Genomic DNA, 18,094 nt, shown 5'->3' on the forward strand with positions numbered 1-18,094 from the left:
GGCTGTCTTCTCACTTGTCAAACCGGCATCCGCGACTCTCTTTAGCCAGGGGCTTGAGTGTCGGTTTTTCCGTCTGACTCCGTGGAGCAGCGCGGAAATAAACTCTACCACCACTCTTTCCAGAAGGCCAACCGGGCAGCGGACCCTCCCCTGCACGCCGGCAACAGGACATGAAAAAGCCCGGAACCACGGGGATTCCGGGCTTTTCCGTCGAGCCGGTGTCAGCCTGCGGCCGGAGCTCCAGGCTTGAAGTAGGCGGCGCCCAGCGGAGGCAACGTGACGCTGAGGGTTGCCGGCTGTCCGTCCTGCCCCTTGTCCGTGGCCGTCAGCTGACCGGAGTTGAGGACACCGGATCCGCCATAGGTCGTTGCGTCTGTGTTCAGCACTTCCGTCCAGGCCCCGGCTTCGGGTACACCAAGGGTGTACCCGACGTGCGGTGCTCCCGAGAAGTTGATGGCGCAGACCAGCGGGTTGTTCTCCTTGTCCCAGCGGATAAAGGACAGGACGTTCCGGTCGGCGTCTCCCCCGTTGATCCACTGGAAGCCGCCGGGCTCGTTATCGCGGGTGTACAGCGCAGGGGTGGATGCGTACAGCTCGTTGAGGTCCTTGGTCAGCAGCTGCAGTCCCTTGTGCGCGGGGATGTCGGCAAGCCACCAGTCGAGCCCGTGCTGTTCGGACCATTCGGCTTCCTGGCCGAATTCCGTGCCCATGAAGATGAGCTGCTTGCCCGGGTGCGCCCACTGGTAGGCAAAAAAGGCACGCAGGTTCGCCAGCTGCTGCCAGCGGTCTCCGGGCATCTTCCGCAACATGGATCCCTTGCCGTGGACTACCTCATCGTGGCTGATGGGCAGCAGGAAGTTTTCCGTGAAGGCGTACACCAACGAGAAGGTGACTGTTCCGTGGTGCCATTTGCGGTTGATCGGCTCCTCCGCGACGTACTTGAGGGAGTCGTGCATCCAGCCCATGTTCCATTTGAGGCCGAAACCCAGCCCGCCGTGGCTGGTCGGCGCGGTCACACCGGGGAATGCCGTGGATTCCTCGGCGATCATGACAGCGCCGGGGTGCGTCTTGTACACCGTGGCGTTGACTTCCTGGAGGAAGGAGATGGCTTCGAGGTTTTCCCGGCCGCCGAAGCGGTTGGGCTGCCACTGCCCCTCCTCCCTGGAGTAGTCCAGGTACAGCATTGAAGCCACCGCGTCCACGCGCAGGCCGTCAATGTGGAACTCGTCCAGCCAGTACAGGGCGTTGGCCACCAGGAAGTTCCGGACTTCAGTGCGTCCGAAGTCGAAGATCAGCGTGCCCCAGTCCGGGTGTTCGCCCAGGTTGGGATCCGCGTGCTCGTACAGGGGTTCGCCGTCGAACTGGGCAAGCGCCCAAGCGTCCTTGGGGAAGTGGGCAGGAACCCAGTCAAGCAGCACTCCGATGCCTGCCTGGTGCAGGGTGTCCACCAGGTAGCGGAACTCGTCGGGGTGGCCGAATCGTGAAGTGGGTGCAAAGTAGGAGGTGACCTGGTAACCCCATGATCCGCCGAACGGATGCTCGGCCACGGGCATGAACTCCACATGGGTGAATCCGAGCCACTTAACGTACTCCACGAGTTCTTTGGCCAGTTCCCGGTACCCCAGGCCCAGGCGCCATGAACCGAGGTGAACCTCGTAGACGCTCATTGCCGAGTTGTGTGGGTCCCGCTGGGCGCGGGCCTCCATCCACTCCTGGTCTTTGAAGGCGTAGGAAGGCTCCACGACCCTGGACGCAGTCAGGGGCGGCACCTCGGTTCCGAAGGCCAGGGGGTCGGCCTTCTCCACCCAGTGGCCGGCCTTGGTCCGGATTTCGAATTTGTAGCATGCCCCTGCTACAACGCCCGGGACGAAGATTTCCCACACTCCCGAGGAACCCAGCGAGCGCAGGGAGTTTTCCCGGCCGTCCCAGGCGTTGAAATCGCCCTTGACCCGGACAGCCTGTGCGTTGGGCGCCCAGACTGCAAAGGAGACACCGTCCACATCCCCCATCGCGGACTTGTAGTGCTGGACGTGGGCGCCGAGGACTTCCCACAGTTTTTCATGGCGGCCCTCACCGATGAGGTGCAGGTCCACTTCGCCCACGGTGGGCAGGTAGCGGTAGGGATCGTCCACGGTGACCGGATCCGCGCCCGGGTAGGTGACGGAGAGCCTGTAGTCGGGTACGTGTCCCTGCTGCAGCGGCTCGAGGACGGCAACCCACACGCCGTGTGCCTCATGCTCCATGGGGACCTCGCCTGCCGGCGTGAGGACGGAGATTGCTTCCGCAAGGTGCTTCACCGTACGGATAGTGACGTGGCCGTAATCGTCAAGGTGCGCGCCCAACACAGAGTGGGGGGCGTGGTGTTCACCGTTGGCGATCCTGCCAAGGGTGCCTTCGTCGACCTTCAGCGGCACCCCCGGCCGGTCAGTTTGTGCTGAGCCTGTCATTTCGTTACCTTCCGATGCTGCCCCGGCGTTGCCGCCGGCGCCATTGCTGCCCAGGAGCCGCCTGGAGGCGTTCACGGGGATCGCCAGCCAGTCGGGCCTGTTACGCATTTCATAAACTACTTCGTACAGTGCCTTGTCCAGCCACAATGCCACAAAGAGCGGCGACTCCCTGTCCACCGTTCCGGGAGTGACCCCCGCGTACCCGGCCAGGAAGGCCTCCGCGCAGTCGTCAACCCAGCCTGCAGGCACCTGCGCGCCCTCCTGTTCGCGCTGGGCCGCGCCGGCCGCGTAATCGAAGGACCGCAGCATGCCGACGACGTCCCGCAGGGGAACATCAGGGACGTTCCGCTCGGCGACGGGCCGCAGCGGTTCACCCTCGAAATCGAGGACCACCCACCGTGCCTCGGTTCCCGAATGGCCGGGAACCTGGAGTATCTGCCCCAGGTGGAGGTCCCCATGGATGCGCTGCAGCGCACCGGCGGGCGCATGGTCAAGACGGCCCAGGAGCGCGTCCAAGGCGTCGTCGTAAGGTCCGACGGCGGCACCGGCCTCTGCCCACGCCTGGCGGACCCGCTGGGCTACTGCGGGCGCAATGACCTGCCCGGGTTGCGGCTCGGCGGCCTGCCCCAGCGCCTGGGCCAGACGCTGGTGCACGGTGGCCGTGGCTGCACCCAGGGCATGTGCTTCTGCCGTGAAGTCGGTGCCCGAGCGGGCGGCATCGACAGCAAGGCGCCATGCATCGCGGCCGCCTGCGAGGAACTCGTGCGCTACCGCCAGCACGCCCTGGACGTACCGGGGCCCCTTGGCCGTTGTGGACGCGGGCAGGCCATGGCCGAGCCACTCGCCGCGCACCCAGCCAAGGGTGGCCGGAACTTCGGAAGTACCTGCAGCCGTGAGGGCGGCACCCACCTCAACCTCGGGATTCGTCCCCTCCGAGAGCACGCGGAAGAATTTCACGATCGCGGCGGAGTCGCCGTCGTCCACAATGACTGAACTGTTGGACTGCTCGCCGGACAGCACCTTCACAACTCCGCGGGCAGTGGGGAGCCGGAACTCCCCAGGGACGCGGAAGCCTGCTGCAGTGCCGTTGGGCGCCTTTTCCTCGTGCCGGATGAGTTCCAGCCAGCTGCCCACGAAGTCGGGGTCGTGGACGGCGTCGTAAACCCAGGTCCTGGACGGGTCCATCCCGGCGGCCTGGCCAACCAGCGCCCGCTCCATTCCGGCTGCCGGCGCGTGCCGGAAGCTCAAGGGGACCTGGACGACGGCGGTCCGGGTGCCGCCGTCGGGCGTTTGCGTGGTGACGCGCAGGAGGAATACGGCCAGGCCGGCGTGGCCGGACGGATCCTCCAGCCCAAGGCTGCCGGCCTGGGACATCTCGAAGTCGGGCGTCTTGACCGGGAACCAGCGCTGCCGTGGCAGCCATTCCTGGAGCAGGGAGGTGAGGGCGGGGGTCAGTATGGGCTGGTTCATATCAGTTCTCGATCGACAGAATCGGCATCGCCTGCGTGTACGGCGACGATGGGTTGGAGGCTGCTGAACGGATCCGCAGCCAGAAGAAGTCGTGGCTGCCGAGGGTCAGGGTGAGGTTTCCGTCCTCACCGATGCCGGGGAACGGCTGGCCGCCGAAGACGTCGCGCAACCCGCGCCCGGCGAACTGCGGGACCCGCAACTGGGCCGCCACCGGATGCTGCGAGAGGTTGAACGCGCAGAGGATGGTCTCCCCGTCGACGCCGGCTGAATTGTCCTTGGGCAGCTCGCGGAGATACGCCAGTACGGCGTCATGGTCCGCCTCAACGTGTTTGAAGGCGCCCAGGCCGAACGCCGGGTGGTTCTTGCGGACACTCAGGATCTGCCTTGTCCAGCGGAGCAGCGACCCTGAATGGGCGGCCTCTGCCTCCACGTTGGCCATGGCGTAGTTGTAGACCAGGGACTGGATGGGAGGCAGGTAGAGCTTGCCCGGATCCGCGTTGGAGAAGCCGGCGTTCCGGTCCGGGTTCCACTGCATGGGCGTGCGCACGGCGTCGCGGTCTTCAAGCCAGATGTTGTCGCCCATCCCGATCTCATCCCCGTAGTAGAGGAACGGGCTGCCTGGCAGCGAAAGCAGGAGCGCGTTGATCAGTTCGATTTCGGCGCGGGAGTTGTCCAGCAGGGGCGCGAGCCTGCGCCGGATTCCGATATTGGCCCGCATGCGCGGGTCCGGGGCGTACCAGCCCAGCATGGCGGCGCGTTCATCGGCCGTGACCATTTCCAGCGTCAGCTCGTCATGGTTCCGCAGGAAGGTGCCCCACTGTGCCCCGTCCGGGATTTCCGGGGTGTCGTGCATGGTTTCGATAATGGGGGCGGCCTTCTGGTCACGCAGTGCGTAGTACAGGCGCGGCATGATCGGGAAGTGGAAGGCCATGTGGCATTCGGGCTCTTCCTCTGTCCCGAAGTACTCCACCACTTCATTAGGTGGCTGGTTGGCTTCGGCAATAATGACCCGGCCGGGATAGCTTTCGTCCACCATGGTGCGGAGCCTGCGGAGGAACTCGTGCGTGGCCGGAAGGTTCTCGCAGTTGGTCCCTTCCTCCTCATACAGGTAGGGGATGGCGTCTGCACGGAACCCGTCGATGCCCTGGTCAAGCCAGAACCGGACCACATCGAACAGTGCCCCAATTACCTTGGGGTTCTCGAAGTTCAGGTCCGGCTGGTGGCTGAAGAACCGGTGCCAGAAGAACTGGCGGCGGATGGGGTCGAAGGTCCAGTTGGATTCCTCGGTGTCCACGAAGATGATGCGTGCGTCCTGGTACTTCTCGTCCGTGTCGCTCCAGACGTAGAAGTCCCCGTAGGGGCCGTCCGGGTCCTTGCGCGACTCCTGGAACCAGGGGTGCTGGTCTGAGGTGTGGTTGAGGGGCAGGTCGATGATCACCCGCACGCCCCTCGCATGGGCCTCCGCCACGAGGCGTTTGAAGTCGCTGATCGTGCCGAACTCGTCCAGGACCGAGTTGTAGTCCGAGATGTCGTAGCCGCCGTCCCGCAGGGGTGACTGGAAGAACGGCGGCAGCCACAGGCAGTCCACACCCAGCCACTGGAGGTAGTCAAGCCTGTCGATGAGTCCGGAGAAGTCACCGGAGCCGTCGCCGTTCGCATCCGCGAAGGCCCTCACAAGCACCTCGTAGAACACCGCCTTCCGGTACCACAGCGGATCATGCTGCAGGCCCGGGGCATTTAACTCAAACGTGCTCTTTGGGGTGAAATGCTGGCCCGAACCCTGCGGGTTGAAATTCACTGATGCATTCTCCTCACGCGCAGGATATGTGCGGGCTCGACATGCGGGTCGAGGCGGACGTAGTTGTACTCGCCCCATTCCCAGCTCTCCCCGGAAATGAGGTCGTCCACGTGGAAGCCCCCATTGTGGGTCAGGTCCTGGGGGTCGAGTTCCAGCGCGGGCAGGTCAAGCGAGACGGTGCATTCCCTGGTTCCATGCGGATCAACATTCACCACGATGATGAGGGTGTCCTTGGACCCGTCCGGAAGGGTCTTGTGCTTGGAGTAGACCACCGTGGCGTTGTCGGTGCTGTGGTGGACCGTCAGGTTCTGGAGGTCCTGCAGCGCCGGGTGGGCATGGCGGATCTCGTTGAGTCTGGTGATGTACGGGGCAAGGGTCCGGCCGGACTGGGCGGCGGCGTCCCAGTCACGTGCCTTGTACTCGAACTTTTCGTTGTCGATGTACTCTTCAGCGCCGGGCCGGGCCACGTGCTCGTACAGTTCGTAGCCGGCGTAGACGCCCCACAACGGGCTGGCCGTCGCCGCCAGCGCGGCCCTGATCTTGAAGGCCGCAGGCCCGCCGAACTGCAGGTATTCCGTGAGGATGTCCGGAGTGTTGACGAAGAAGTTGGGGCGGAAGAACGCCGGGGACTCGTGGCTTACTTCCGTAAAGTACGCCTCGATTTCCTTCTTGGTGTTACGCCAGGTGAAGTAGGTGTAGGACTGCTGGAACCCTGCCCGGCCAAGGGCGTGCATCATGGCCGGCCGGGTGAAGGCCTCGGCCAGGAACACCACCCCGGGAACCTTTTTGTTGACCTGCGCAATTAGCCATTCCCAGAACCACACGGGCTTGGTATGCGGGTTATCCACCCGGAAAATCTTTACGCCGTGGCTTACCCACAGCAGCACAATCCGAAGAATTTCGTTTGAGAGGCCCTCAGGATCATTATCGAAATTCAGCGGATAAATGTCCTGGTACTTCTTCGGGGGATTTTCCGCATAGGCGATGGAGCCGTCCACGCGGGTGGTGAACCACTCGGGGTGCGACTGCACCCAGGGGTGGTCCGGGGCGGCCTGGAGCGCAAGGTCCAGGGCCACTTCCAGGCCCAGCCCGTTGGCCCGCGCCACGAAGGCATCAAAGTCATCGAACGTGCCAAGGTCGGGGTGGATGGCGTCGTGGCCGCCTTCCGCTGCCCCGATGGCCCAGGGTGACCCGGGATCGTTCGGGCCTGCGATCAGCGTGTTGTTGGGACCCTTGCGGTGCTGCACGCCGATCGGATGGATGGGCGGCATGTAGATGACGTCAAAGCCCATAGCCGCCACGGCATCAAGCCGTTGGGCAGCGGTGCGGAAGTTGCCGGAGGTCCAGGCGCCCGTGGTGTGGTCCTTGACGGCGCCTTCGGAGCGGGGAAAGAACTCGTACCAGGCACCGCGCCCGGCGAGGTCACGTTCAACCAGCAGGGGGAACCGCCGGGACACGGTCACCAGTTCCCGGATGGGCTGGCGGGCGACAATGTCCGCCACCTCCGCGCTGAACCCGGCGCCCAGGCGTTCCTCGGTGGTCAGCGACGCATCAGCAAGCGTGCCGGCGGCCCGGCCCAGGGCTTCCCTGTCCGCTTCGTTCCGGGAGTCGTCGCCGGATGCTTCGGCAAGCAGCGCGGACCCTTCGGCAAGCATGAGCTCAACATCGATCCCGGCGTCCACCTTCACCTCGGCATTATGGTGCCAGGTGCCGTAGCGGTCGTGCCAGGCTTCGATCGCGAAGGACCAGTCACCGGTGTCCGACGGCGTGAGCACGCCTTCCCAGCGGTCCGTTCCCATGCCCCGTTCCCCGCGCGGCGGTGCGAGCCTGACGCGCTGGCGTTCGTTGCCTTCGGGGTCGAAGAGCACGGCGCTGACGCCCAGCTGGTCATGGCCCTCGCGGAAGGCGGTGGCTCCCACCACGATTCCTTCGCCCGGCAGGGCCTTGGCAGGGAACTTGCCATCTTCCACGACCGGCTGCACGGCGGTGATCGGAAATCGTCCGAACCGCAGCCCGTCAGTGATGAGGCCCTTCGACATTTTCATTGATGCGGCACTGGTTCCTGATGTAGTCGTCACAAGCTCGACGTTAGCGAGAAATGTGCAGGAATGCTAAGGCTGCGCACTAAATTCGGCGCGTCAGTCGTCATTTCCTCTGCGCCATCTGTCATTTACCCAAAAGAGACCCGAAGCTGGTTCCGGCCGCGCATGTTGTCGGTTAGTGTGACGCAGGTGAAGGCAATCCGCAGATTTACCGTCCGTACAGTCCTCCCCGAGCCGATCCGTCCGCTGGCCCGCCTGGCAAGCAACCTGCGCTGGTCCTGGCACCGCCCCACGCGGGAACTTTTCGAGGGTTTGAACCCCCGCCTCTGGAAGGAAAGCGGCCAGGATCCGGTGGGCTTCCTGGGGATGGTGAGCCGCGAGGAATTCCAGCAGCTCGCTGCTGACCGCGCGGTCGTGGAGCGGGTAAGGGCAGCCGAGCAGGACCTGGACCGATATCTTGAGGAACCGCGCTGGTACCAGGGCCTGGGTCCCGATGCGCCTGCGTCGATCGCGTACTTCTCCCCGGAGTTTGGCATCACCGAGGTGCTGCCGCAGTACTCCGGCGGACTGGGGATCCTGGCCGGCGACCACCTTAAGGCAGCCTCGGACCTGGGCGTGCCGCTGATCGGTGTGGGCCTGCTGTACCAGGCGGGCTACTTCAAGCAGTCGCTGTCCCGGGACGCGTGGCAGCAGGAGACCTACCCGGTCCTGGACCCGGACGGCCTGCCGCTCACACTGCTGCGTGAGCCTTCCGCGGACGGCATCGGCCGCCCCCTGCAGATCGCACTCCCCCTCCCCAACGGCAGGCGCCTGCTGGCACACATCTGGCGCGCCGACGTCGGACGCGTTCCCCTGCTGCTCCTGGACTCCAATGTCCCCGGAAACGACGACGCCGCCCGCAGCATCACCGACCGCCTCTACGGCGGCGGCGGCGACCACCGGCTGCAGCAGGAGCTGCTGCTCGGCATGGGCGGGGTCAAGGCGCTGCGCGCCTTCCAGCAGCTCACCGGCACTGCCGCTCCGGAAGTGTTCCACACCAATGAGGGGCACGCAGGCTTCCTGGGCATCGAACGCATCCAGGAACTCATGGCCGGGGAGCAGGCGCTGACGTTTGACGAAGCCCTTGCCGCCGGGCGGGCTTCCACCGTTTTCACCACGCATACGCCGGTTCCTGCCGGCATCGACCGGTTCGAGATCGCGCAGATCCACCACTTCTTCCAGGCAGGCCTGGCGCCGGACGTGCCGGTGGACCGCATCCTGGAACTGGGGCGCGAAAACTATGCTGACGGCAACCCCTCGGTCTTCAATATGGCCGTGATGGGCCTTCGCCTGGCCCAGCGCGCCAACGGCGTGGCCAAACTGCACGGCGAAGTCTCCCGCGGCATGTTCTCCGCACTGTGGCCCGGCTTCGACCACTCCGAGGTGCCCATCACGTCGGTGACGAACGGGGTGCACGTGCCCACCTGGGTGGACAGCCGCATCTCCAAGCTGGCTCGGGACCAGTTCGGCAGCGAGGCCGAAGCCAACGGCCGCTGGGACCTCGCCTACAACGTCAGCGACGCGGACGTGTGGGCACTCCGGCGTGAGATGCGGTCGGCGCTGGTTGACGATGTCCGCCTCCGCCTCCGCGCTGCCTGGAAGAAACGCGGCGCGGCAGATGCCGAGCTGGGCTGGACGGACAAGGTCCTGGATCCGGACATCCTGACCATCGGTTTTGCCCGGCGCGTGCCCACGTACAAGCGCCTCACCCTGATGCTGCGCGAGCCGGAACGGTTGAAGGCGCTGCTGCTGCACAAGGAACATCCCATCCAGCTGGTCATCGCGGGCAAGTCCCACCCCGCAGACGACGCCGGAAAGAAGATGATCCAGGACCTGGTCCGCTTCACGGACGATCCTGCGGTCCGGCACAGGATCGCCTTCCTGCCGAACTACGACATTGCCATGGCCCGCACGCTGTTCCCCGGCTGTGACGTCTGGCTGAACAACCCGCTGCGGCCCCTGGAAGCATGCGGCACCTCCGGCATGAAGGCGGCGCTCAACGGCTCGCTGAACCTGTCCGTCCTGGACGGCTGGTGGGATGAGATGTACGACGGCGAGAACGGCTGGGCGATTCCCACCGCCAACAACGGTGCATCCCCGGAGGAACGGGACGACATCGAGGCAGCCGCGCTGTACGAGCTGCTGGAAACGCAGGTTGCCCCGCGCTTCTACGGCAGCACGGTGTCCGCGGGCGCGGGCGCTGCAGGGCCCTCGACGTCGGAGGCGGAGAAGGTGCCCACGCACTGGGTCTCCATGATCAAGCACACCCTCTCGCATCTTGGACCGGCAGTTTCCGCGGAACGCATGCTGCGCGACTATGTGAACATCCTCTACCGCCCGGCGGCGGAGGCGGGGCGGAGCGCCTCCGCCAACTCCTACTCGCAGGCCCGTACCCTGGCGGCCTGGACGGCGAAGGTGCGTTTGGCCTGGCCGCTGGTGCATGTGGAGCACGTGGACTCTGTTGGGGTGTCCGAGGATCCCCAGATCGGGGACATCCTCCAGGTCAACGCCTATGTGGCGCTGCACAATCTCACCCCCGAGGACGTCTCCGTTGAAGTGGCCTACGGCCGGGCAGAAGAGAGCGACAGCCTGACGGATATCACGGTCATGGAACTGAAGATGCAGGAGGACCTGGGCAGCGGGCGCCACTTGTTCAGCGGATCCCTGGTGATCGACCGCTCGGGACCGTTCGGCTACACCGTCCGGGTCCTGCCGCGGCACGACGCCCTCGCCTCCAAAGCCGAACTGGGACTGATCGTCAACGCCTAGACAACAGCCAGCGCCTACGCCCAGTTCCTGACCACCCGGGAGGACCTTATGACCGAAGGCACGGTGGCCGATGTCATTGTGGAACGCCTCGGAACTTGGGGGGTCACCCGGGTTTTCGGCTACAGCGGCGACGGGATCAACGGTTTCATGGGGGCCCTGCGGAGGGCCGAAGGACGCGTTGAGTTCGTGCAGGCAAGGCACGAGGAAACCGCTGCCTTCATGGCAGTAGGCCACGCCAAGTACACCGGCGGGGTGGGGGTGGTCACCTCCACCCAGGGACCTGGTGCCGTGCACCTGCTGAACGGGCTCTACGACGCCAAGCTCGACGGCGTTCCGGTGGTGGCTATCGTCGGGCAGCAGAGCCGCACGGTGCTGGGCTCGGCCTACATGCAGGAAATCGATCTGATGTCCCTGTTCAAGGACGTGGCTGCACAGTTCGTCCAGCAGGTCAACGTTCCGGAACAGCTGCCGATGGTCCTGGACCGGGCCTTCCGCACCGCCAAGGCGACCTCCTCGCCGTGCGTGGTCATTGTTCCGCATGACATCCAGTCCGCCCCGGCGCCGGATGTGGACCAGGAGCACGGCATTGTGGTCACCGCACCGTCGTGGAGCACCTCTGCCAAGACTCCCCGGGACAAGGACCTGGAGGCTGCGGCAGCACTGCTGAACTCCTCGCACCGCGTCGCGCTGCTGGTGGGACAGGGAGCCCGGCACGCTGTGGACGAGGTTGTGGCGCTGGCGGAAATGCTGGGCGCCGGAATTGCCACCAGCCTGCTGGGCAAGCCCTATGTGGACGAGACCCTTGCCTTCGCCGCGGGCACCATGGGTCACCTGGGGACCACAGCCAGCGCTTACCTGCTCGGCAACTGCGACGCGCTGGTCATTGTTGGCTCCAACGATCCCTGGACGGAGTTTTATCCGCCGCCCGGGGCAGCGCGCGCCGTCCAGGTCGACATTGACGAGCGGAAGATCGGCAACCGGTACCCGGTTGAGGTTGGCCTGGCGGGTGATGCAGCGCCCGCGCTCCGTGCCCTGATGCCGCGGCTGCGCCCGCGTCCCAGAGGGCAGTGGCAAACGGACGTGGAGCAGGAAGTTGCCCGCTGGCGGGCCTTGGCTGAGGAACGGGCCGCCGTGCCGGCCGTACCCGTGAACCCTGAACGGGTGGTCCGCGAGCTGACCGGACGGCTGCCCGGTGATGCCTTGTTGAGTGTCGACGTCGGCAGTTGCGTTTATTGGTACGCCCGCCAGCTGGTGCTTCCGCCGGGCGTCCCGGCGCACCTCTCCGGGACCTTGGCCAGCATGGGGTGTTCCCTCCCCTACGGCATTGCGGCAAAACTCGCCCACCCCGACCGTCCGGTCGTAGCCTTAGCTGGCGACGGCGCCATGCAGATGGCGGGCATCGCCGAACTTATTACAGTGGCCCACCGGTGGCGGCAGTGGACGGATCCCCGGTTCGTGGTCTGTGTGTTCAACAACCGGGAGCTCACGGAGGTGACGTGGGAGCAGCGGGAGTCGGAGGGCGAACCACGGTTCGCAGCAAGCCAGGAGCTTCCCGACTTTCCGTTTGCCGGCTACGCCGACCTGCTGGGCCTTAAAGGCATCCGGGTGGAAGATCCGGAGCTGATTGGCGACGCCTGGGACCAGTCCTTCGCGGCAGACCGCCCCGTGGTTATTGAAGTACTCACAGACCCAGAGGTCCCGCTCCTGCCGCCGTTCCCCGCCGGCAGGGAGAAGGCGGAGAACATGCGCAAAGGCCTGGCGGCAGAGGACGACGGCAGCCGGGCAACGGAGCTGCTTGGCACCTATGTCTCGCATGAAGAGCGCGGCGGGTAGGACCCCGAAGGCTGGCTAGAGCAGGATGGCGGTAACGGCCAGGTCTTTCCCGGCGTAGCGCTCGGCGTCCTGGAGGATTTCGCACATGATCCCGAACGACCTGTCGCTGCGGAAGGGAGCAGCCACCAGCCACAGCACAGTGACGGGAGGATTGCCGTTGTCCGTGATGCTGTCCGCAAAGTCGTGCAGCGAATCGTTCAGCGCATCGAGGTTCACCCCGTAGTGCTCCGGAAAGTCCAGGACCTCGCCAAAGGCTTCCAGGACAGCCTTCCTGCTGTCCGCAGCGGGGACCACCAGGCTGCGGCGGCCGGCGTCGGCCACCTGTTCCTGCAGCTCCTCCAGGGTCCAGGTGTCTCCGGAGTAGATCTTCATGGTTTTGCTCAGCTGCCTTCCGCGATGAACTTAAAGGACTCGTAGTGGTCGTCGGTGTAGTACTTGTCGCCACCGGCCCCGGCCACGATGCGGCGTGCTCCCCTGTCCGACTCGCCAGGCGTTGGCACGGTGTATTCGCGGTAGTAGCCCCTGTCCTGCCGCGGCAGGATGCGTTCGAAGTTGCCGAACGTCTGGTCATCCTGGTTGTAGCGGTACGGTCCGCCGGCACGAATCAGGTTAAGCACCCTGCGGCCCTCGGCCGGAAGCGCAGATTCCCGAATCTCCGGCAGCCCGGAAAGATTCTCCGGCGCGGCCGCGGGCGGGGCTGGGGTTTGTGGCGCCGCCTGCTCTCCGGAAGCGGCACCGGGCGCCGGCACGGAACTGGAGGTGGCCTCCGGCGTCGCGCCTTCCGTCAGCTGATCCAGGAAACCTGTGCCGCCGAAAGCAAGCAGGGCCAGTACCGCCAGGCCGGCCAGCAGCAAGGGAAGGATGGAGCGGTTGCGCATTCTTGTGGTCCCGTGGCTTAAGTCGATACCGCGCTAGGTGCGGTAAATGCTGATGGAATGGGCTTCGACGAGGTCCTTCTCCCCTGACGCCACCCGGCCGCCCTGGCGCAGCTCGTGGAGCGGCGAGGTGGTCAGGCGGAGCTCGAACATCTGCGGGTGGGTGCCTTTCGCTGTGACGCGGGGCAAGGTAATCCGGACGTCGGAGTTGCTGCCGTTCACCACCATGAGGCCGGCGAGCTCGCCGTTGTCGGATCCGAGCAGGAGCTGCACCACGCGGTGATGGGGATCGTTCCAGCGTTCCATGGACATGGGGTGGCCGTCATGGTCGAACCAGTGGAGGTACGATTGCTCGTCCCGGACCGGGAAGTCGTGGGGCTGCGCGGCCAGGAACTCCTTGCGCAGGCGGATGTACCGCTTGGTGCTGCGGAGCATTTCGTGCGATTCCGGAGTGCGCGTCCAGTCCAGCCAGGCGATGGGGTTGTCCTGGCAGTAGGCGTTGTTGTTTCCCTGCTGGGTCCGCGCCAGCTCATCGCCGGCAGCGATCATGGGCACGCCCAGAGAGATGAGCAGCGATGCCATAAGGTTGCGGCGGGACTGGGCCCTCCTGGCCAGGATCACGCCGTCCTCGGTGGGGCCTTCGACGCCATGGTTGTAGCTGCGGTTGTCTCCGTGCCCGTCCCTGTTCTCTTCGCCGTTGTCCTCATTGTGCTTGCGGTCGAACGAGACGAGGTCATTAAGCGTGAAGCCGTCGTGGGAGGTGATGAAGTTGACTGATGCCAGGCGGGAACGGCCGGAGGCCTGGAACAAGGCAGCGGAACCGGACAGCCCGTCCGCGAGTTTGGCCAGGGACCCGCCGTGGCCCCCGGAGTCCAGGGCAGCCCGGTCAGCCAGCCAGAACGACCGCAGCGCGTCACGGAAGTGGTCGTTCCAGTCAACCCAGCCGCCCGGGAACCTTCCGGTCTGCCAGCCGCCGTAGCCCACATCCCAGGGCTCGGCAATCAGTTTGACGTCCGAAAGGACAGGGTCCGCGGCAATGGCGACGAGGAACGGGTGCCGGGGGTCGAAGTCGTTGGCAGCATTCCGGCACAGCGTCACCGCGAGGTCGAAGCGGAAGCCGTCGATGTGGAACTCGTCCACCCAGTACCGAAGGGAGTCCAGCACCATCTGGACCACGCGGGGTTCACCGAAGTTCAGGCTGTTTCCGCAGCCCGTGGTGTCCACGTACTTTCCGTGGCCGTCCGTCCGGTAGTACGCCTGCTCCCCCAGCCCGCGGAAGCTGATGGTCTGGCCGTCGGGGCCGCCCTCGGCCGTGTGGTTGTAGACGACGTCGAGGATGACCTCCAGCCCGGCGGCGTGGAGGAGTTTGACCATTCCCTTGAACTCGTCCTGGACGGCCTGCGGGCCGGCCTCCTGGGCTGCACGGGTGGCGTAGCCGGGGTGCAGGGCGAAAAAAGCCGCCGTGTTGTAGCCCCAGTAATTTGTCAGTCCCAGGTCCTGCAGGTGGGGTTCATCCAGGTGGAAGTGCACCGGCAGCAGCTGCACCGACGTGATTCCCAGGCTGGTGAGGTGCTCGATGATGGCAGGGTGGGCCATGCCGGCGTAAGTGCCGCGGAGCTCCTCCGGAACATCCGGGTGGAGCATGCTTTGTCCGCGGACGTGTGCTTCGTAGATGATCGTGTTGCGCCACGGCAGCCGGAGGCGTTCGTCTGTTCCCCAGTCAAAGTCCCCCGACATGCGCACGCTGGTCAGGAAGCCATCGCGCTGGTCCACCGCCCTGCCGTACGGATCAAGCAGCAGCGGCTGGCCGCCGTCGTCATCAACATCCGCCGTGGGCACGGCGAAGGGCAGGGACTGCTCGCTGGACGCCGCGCGGAACCCATAGCGGGATCCGTACGGCAGGTCCTCAACGATCCCGTGGTGGACGCCATGGGTGACGTTGGGGAGCGACTGGAGCTTCCACTCCCCGCCAGGGGCGATGTAGGCGATGTCCAGGCTGGAGACGCCCGGTGCGTAGCAGGCCACGTTGGCACGCCCGCCCGCCCGGTGGCGTGAACCTCCCGAATCGGCGCGCGGAACACTCACACCGAGCGGAACGGCCGTGGAGGCGTCCATGGTGGAAGCAGTGTCGAAGAGCGGCATGACCATCACCTAAATATTAGCCGCCAGCGGCACGTGTCCTGCCCGGACGCCTTGGCTGCGCCGGGTACTGCTCAGGGGAGGGTTTTTGCAGCGGGAAGCTCCCGCCCCCTCCTACTTGGCTGCCCGCTGCCGGGAGACTTCGTAAAGCGAGATGCCCACCGCCATGGAGGCGTTCAGCGATTCCATGGCGGAATCAATGGGAATGGACACGATCTGGTCGCAGTTCTCGCGGACCAGCCTGCTGAGGCCCTTGCCTTCCGAGCCCACCACGATGCACACGGGTTCCGTAGCAAGCGTCAGGTCGGGCAGGGAAACGTCGCCGTCGCCGTCCAGGCCCAGGACGAAGATCCCCATGTTCTTGAACTGCTTCAGGGCGTTGTTGAGGTTCGATGCCCGGGCTACTGGTACGCGGACTGCGGCGCCGGCACTGGTCTTCCAGGCCGAGGCGGTCACTCCCACGGAGCGGCGTTCGGGGACGATGACGCCGTGGCCGCTGAAGGCGGATACCGAGCGGATGATGGCGCCGAGGTTGCGGGGGTCGGTGATGCCGTCCAGCGCCACGAAGAGCGGCGCATTGGAGATGTGGCCCTTCTTCCATTTATCGACTGTGTCTTCAGCCAATTCGTAGGCGTCCTGGTAGTCATACGGCGGAATCTGCAGCACCAGGCCCTGGTGCACGGCATCATCGGTCATCCGGTCCAGTTCAGGTTTGCCTGTTTCCAGCAGCGGGATGCCGCGCTCGGCCGCGAGCTTCAGCGATTCCTTGACGCGGTCGTCCATTTCGATGCGGATGGCGACGTGCAGTGCCTTGGCCGGGATGCCGGCGCGCAGGGCTTCCACTACCGAGTTGCGGCCGGTGACGACTTCCTCGGTGGCGCGGCCCTTGGGACCGGACCGGGCTGCCCCGGCGCTGCGGGCGCCCGGGTTGCGCTTGGCTGCGGAGCGTTCCGAGAGCTGCTTGGCCTTGTGCGCTTTGTGGTACGGGCGGTCCTCCGCCTTGGGCGTGGGGCCCTTGCCTTCCAGGGCCTTGCGGCCGTGGCCACCGGTCCCGATGGTTGGGCCCTTCTTCGCTTTAACCGATCGGCGACCATTGTTGGCCATTGTGTTCCACCCTTGATTGTGTTGACTGAGTCTGCCTACCAGTCTACTGAACCAGGAAAAATCGCCCGCTCCGGAGCCAGGTGCCTGCTGGCGGCGGCCCGGTCAGTCCCGCTTCAGGCTCCAGGTGGGACCGTCCGGCCCGTCTTCCACCACCACGCCGGCGGCGGCCAGGGTGTCCCGGATGGCGTCCGAGGCGGCCCAGTCCTTGGTGGCCCGGGCTTCGGCGCGGGCGGCGAGCTGCGCTTCAACGAGAACACCCAAGGCGGCGTGTTCCTTGCCTCCGCCCTCGAGGAGCTGCTGGACGGCGTCGAGCCCAAGGACTTCGGTCATGGTCATGACCGCTGCCAGGGCATCACGGCCGTCCTGGTCGGAGCCTTCGGCAAGGGCCGTGTTGCCGGCGCGCACGGTCTCATGCAGTGCAGCCAGGGCCCGGGGGACGTTGAGGTCATCGTCCATGGCCTCGGAGAACGCCTGCAGCGCCCCGGCGGCGGTGCCGGTGTTGCCCTCGACGAAGCCGGCGCCGGATCCAAAGCGTGTAGTGGCTTTGGCAATGAACCCATCAATGCGTTCGACGGCGGCCGCGGCCTCCTGCAGGGAAGTGGGACGGTAGTCCAGGACGGAGCGGTAGTGCGCCTGCCCCAGGTAGTAGCGGACCACCCGAGGCGATGCGAGTTCGAGCATCTCGGCCGGGCTGATGGTGTTGCCGATGGACTTCGACATCTTTTCGCCCTCGTAAGTCACCATGCCGTTGTGCATCCAGAAGCTGGCGAACGGGTGGCCTGCGGCCTGGGACTGGGCCATTTCGTTCTCGTGGTGCGGGAAGCGAAGGTCAAGGCCGCCGCCGTGGATATCGAACTCGGTGCCAAGGTATTTGGTGACCATTGCGGAGCATTCCAGGTGCCAGCCCGGACGGCCGGCGCCCCACGGGGAGGCCCAGCTCGCCGTCGTCGGCTCTCCCTCTTTGGAACCCTTCCACAAGGCGAAGTCGCGTGGGTCTTTTTTCCTGTTGCTGAATTGGGCCTCGACGTCCGGCGCTGCCTGCATATCGTCAATGTTCTGCCGGGTCAGGGCACCGTACTTGCTCCAGGAACGCACATCGAAGTACACGTCTCCGGAGCCATCCGGGGCGGGGTAGGCGTGGCCGCGGTCGATCAGCTGGCTGATGAGGGCGTGCATCTCGGGGATGTGGCCGGTGGCGCGCGGCTCGTAGGTGGGCCGGGAGACACCCAGGGTGTCGTAGGCCTTGAGGAATTCCTGTTCGTAACGGTAGGCCAGCGCCCACCACTCTTCCTCGCGGACCGCGTCCGGTCCGGAGTCGAAGCCGGGTTCGAAGGATTCTGCGGACTTGGCCAGGATCTTGTCGTCGATGTCTGTGACATTCCGGACCACCGTTACCCGGAAGCCGCGGTAGGTCAGCCAGCGGGTGAGCTGGTCGAATGCGATGGCCGAGCGGATATGGCCCACGTGGGGCATGCCCTGCACCGTGGCCCCGCAGTAGTAGAGGCTGGCCTTGCCCTCGACGAGGGGCACGAAGTTCCGGACTTCGGCGGAGGCGGTGTCATAGAAGCGCAGGGTCAC

General features: G+C 65.6%; 10 protein-coding genes. 2 read left to right on the forward strand and 8 right to left on the reverse strand.

The window, feature by feature from the left end; genetic code table 11:
- Window positions 1-221 precede the first annotated feature (221 nt).
- From HTS88_RS11895 to HTS88_RS11905, 3 genes are read right to left on the reverse strand one after another with little or no spacing between them, the layout of a single operon-like run.
- Window positions 222-3,917, reverse strand: a complete 3,696-nt coding sequence (locus tag HTS88_RS11895) for a 1,4-alpha-glucan branching enzyme (protein ID WP_174178620.1) — start codon at window positions 3,915-3,917, stop codon at window positions 222-224.
- 1 nt (window position 3,918) lies between these two features.
- A complete protein-coding gene (gene treS, locus HTS88_RS11900) occupies window positions 3,919-5,715 on the reverse strand; it encodes a maltose alpha-D-glucosyltransferase (RefSeq protein ID WP_174178622.1) in 1,797 nt (598 codons plus the stop codon).
- Complete coding sequence (locus HTS88_RS11905; protein WP_174178756.1) at window positions 5,712-7,754, reverse strand: alpha-1,4-glucan--maltose-1-phosphate maltosyltransferase; 2,043 nt, start codon at window positions 7,752-7,754, stop codon at window positions 5,712-5,714. The genes treS and HTS88_RS11905 overlap by 4 nt, the downstream gene beginning before the upstream one ends.
- Window positions 7,755-7,946: 192 nt before the next feature.
- Between HTS88_RS11905 and glgP the strand changes: the two genes are divergently transcribed.
- Complete coding sequence (gene glgP / locus HTS88_RS11910; RefSeq protein ID WP_174178624.1) at window positions 7,947-10,565, forward strand: alpha-glucan family phosphorylase; 2,619 nt, start codon at window positions 7,947-7,949, stop codon at window positions 10,563-10,565.
- A 48-nt stretch (window positions 10,566-10,613) separates the two neighbouring features.
- Window positions 10,614-12,398 (forward strand): thiamine pyrophosphate-requiring protein, encoded by a 1,785-nt coding sequence (locus HTS88_RS11915; protein ID WP_174178626.1) that lies wholly within the window; start codon window positions 10,614-10,616, stop codon window positions 12,396-12,398.
- 15 nt (window positions 12,399-12,413) lie between these two features.
- On the opposite strand, the gene HTS88_RS11920 is transcribed toward HTS88_RS11915, so the two are convergent.
- The 5 genes from HTS88_RS11920 to cysS form a co-directional block, all read right to left on the reverse strand.
- On the reverse strand, window positions 12,414-12,770 hold the full coding sequence (locus tag HTS88_RS11920) for a barstar family protein (protein ID WP_174178628.1): 357 nt from the start codon (window positions 12,768-12,770) through the stop codon (window positions 12,414-12,416).
- An 8-nt stretch (window positions 12,771-12,778) separates the two neighbouring features.
- Window positions 12,779-13,276, reverse strand: a complete 498-nt coding sequence (locus HTS88_RS11925; RefSeq protein ID WP_174178630.1) for a guanyl-specific ribonuclease — start codon at window positions 13,274-13,276, stop codon at window positions 12,779-12,781.
- Between the two features lie 33 nt (window positions 13,277-13,309).
- Entirely contained in the window at window positions 13,310-15,421 is a 2,112-nt protein-coding gene (gene glgX, locus HTS88_RS11930) for a glycogen debranching protein GlgX (RefSeq protein WP_174178632.1), read from the reverse strand.
- A gap of 105 nt (window positions 15,422-15,526) precedes the next feature.
- Window positions 15,527-16,516 (reverse strand): 23S rRNA (guanosine(2251)-2'-O)-methyltransferase RlmB, encoded by a 990-nt coding sequence (gene rlmB / locus HTS88_RS11935; protein ID WP_066273821.1) that lies wholly within the window; start codon window positions 16,514-16,516, stop codon window positions 15,527-15,529.
- A gap of 102 nt (window positions 16,517-16,618) precedes the next feature.
- Window positions 16,619-18,094, reverse strand: a complete 1,476-nt coding sequence (gene cysS, locus HTS88_RS11940) for a cysteine--tRNA ligase (RefSeq protein ID WP_174178634.1) — start codon at window positions 18,092-18,094, stop codon at window positions 16,619-16,621.

The sequence above is a fragment of the Pseudarthrobacter oxydans genome (assembly GCF_013314975.1).
GTDB classification, from domain to species: Bacteria; Actinomycetota; Actinomycetes; order Actinomycetales; family Micrococcaceae; genus Arthrobacter; species Arthrobacter oxydans.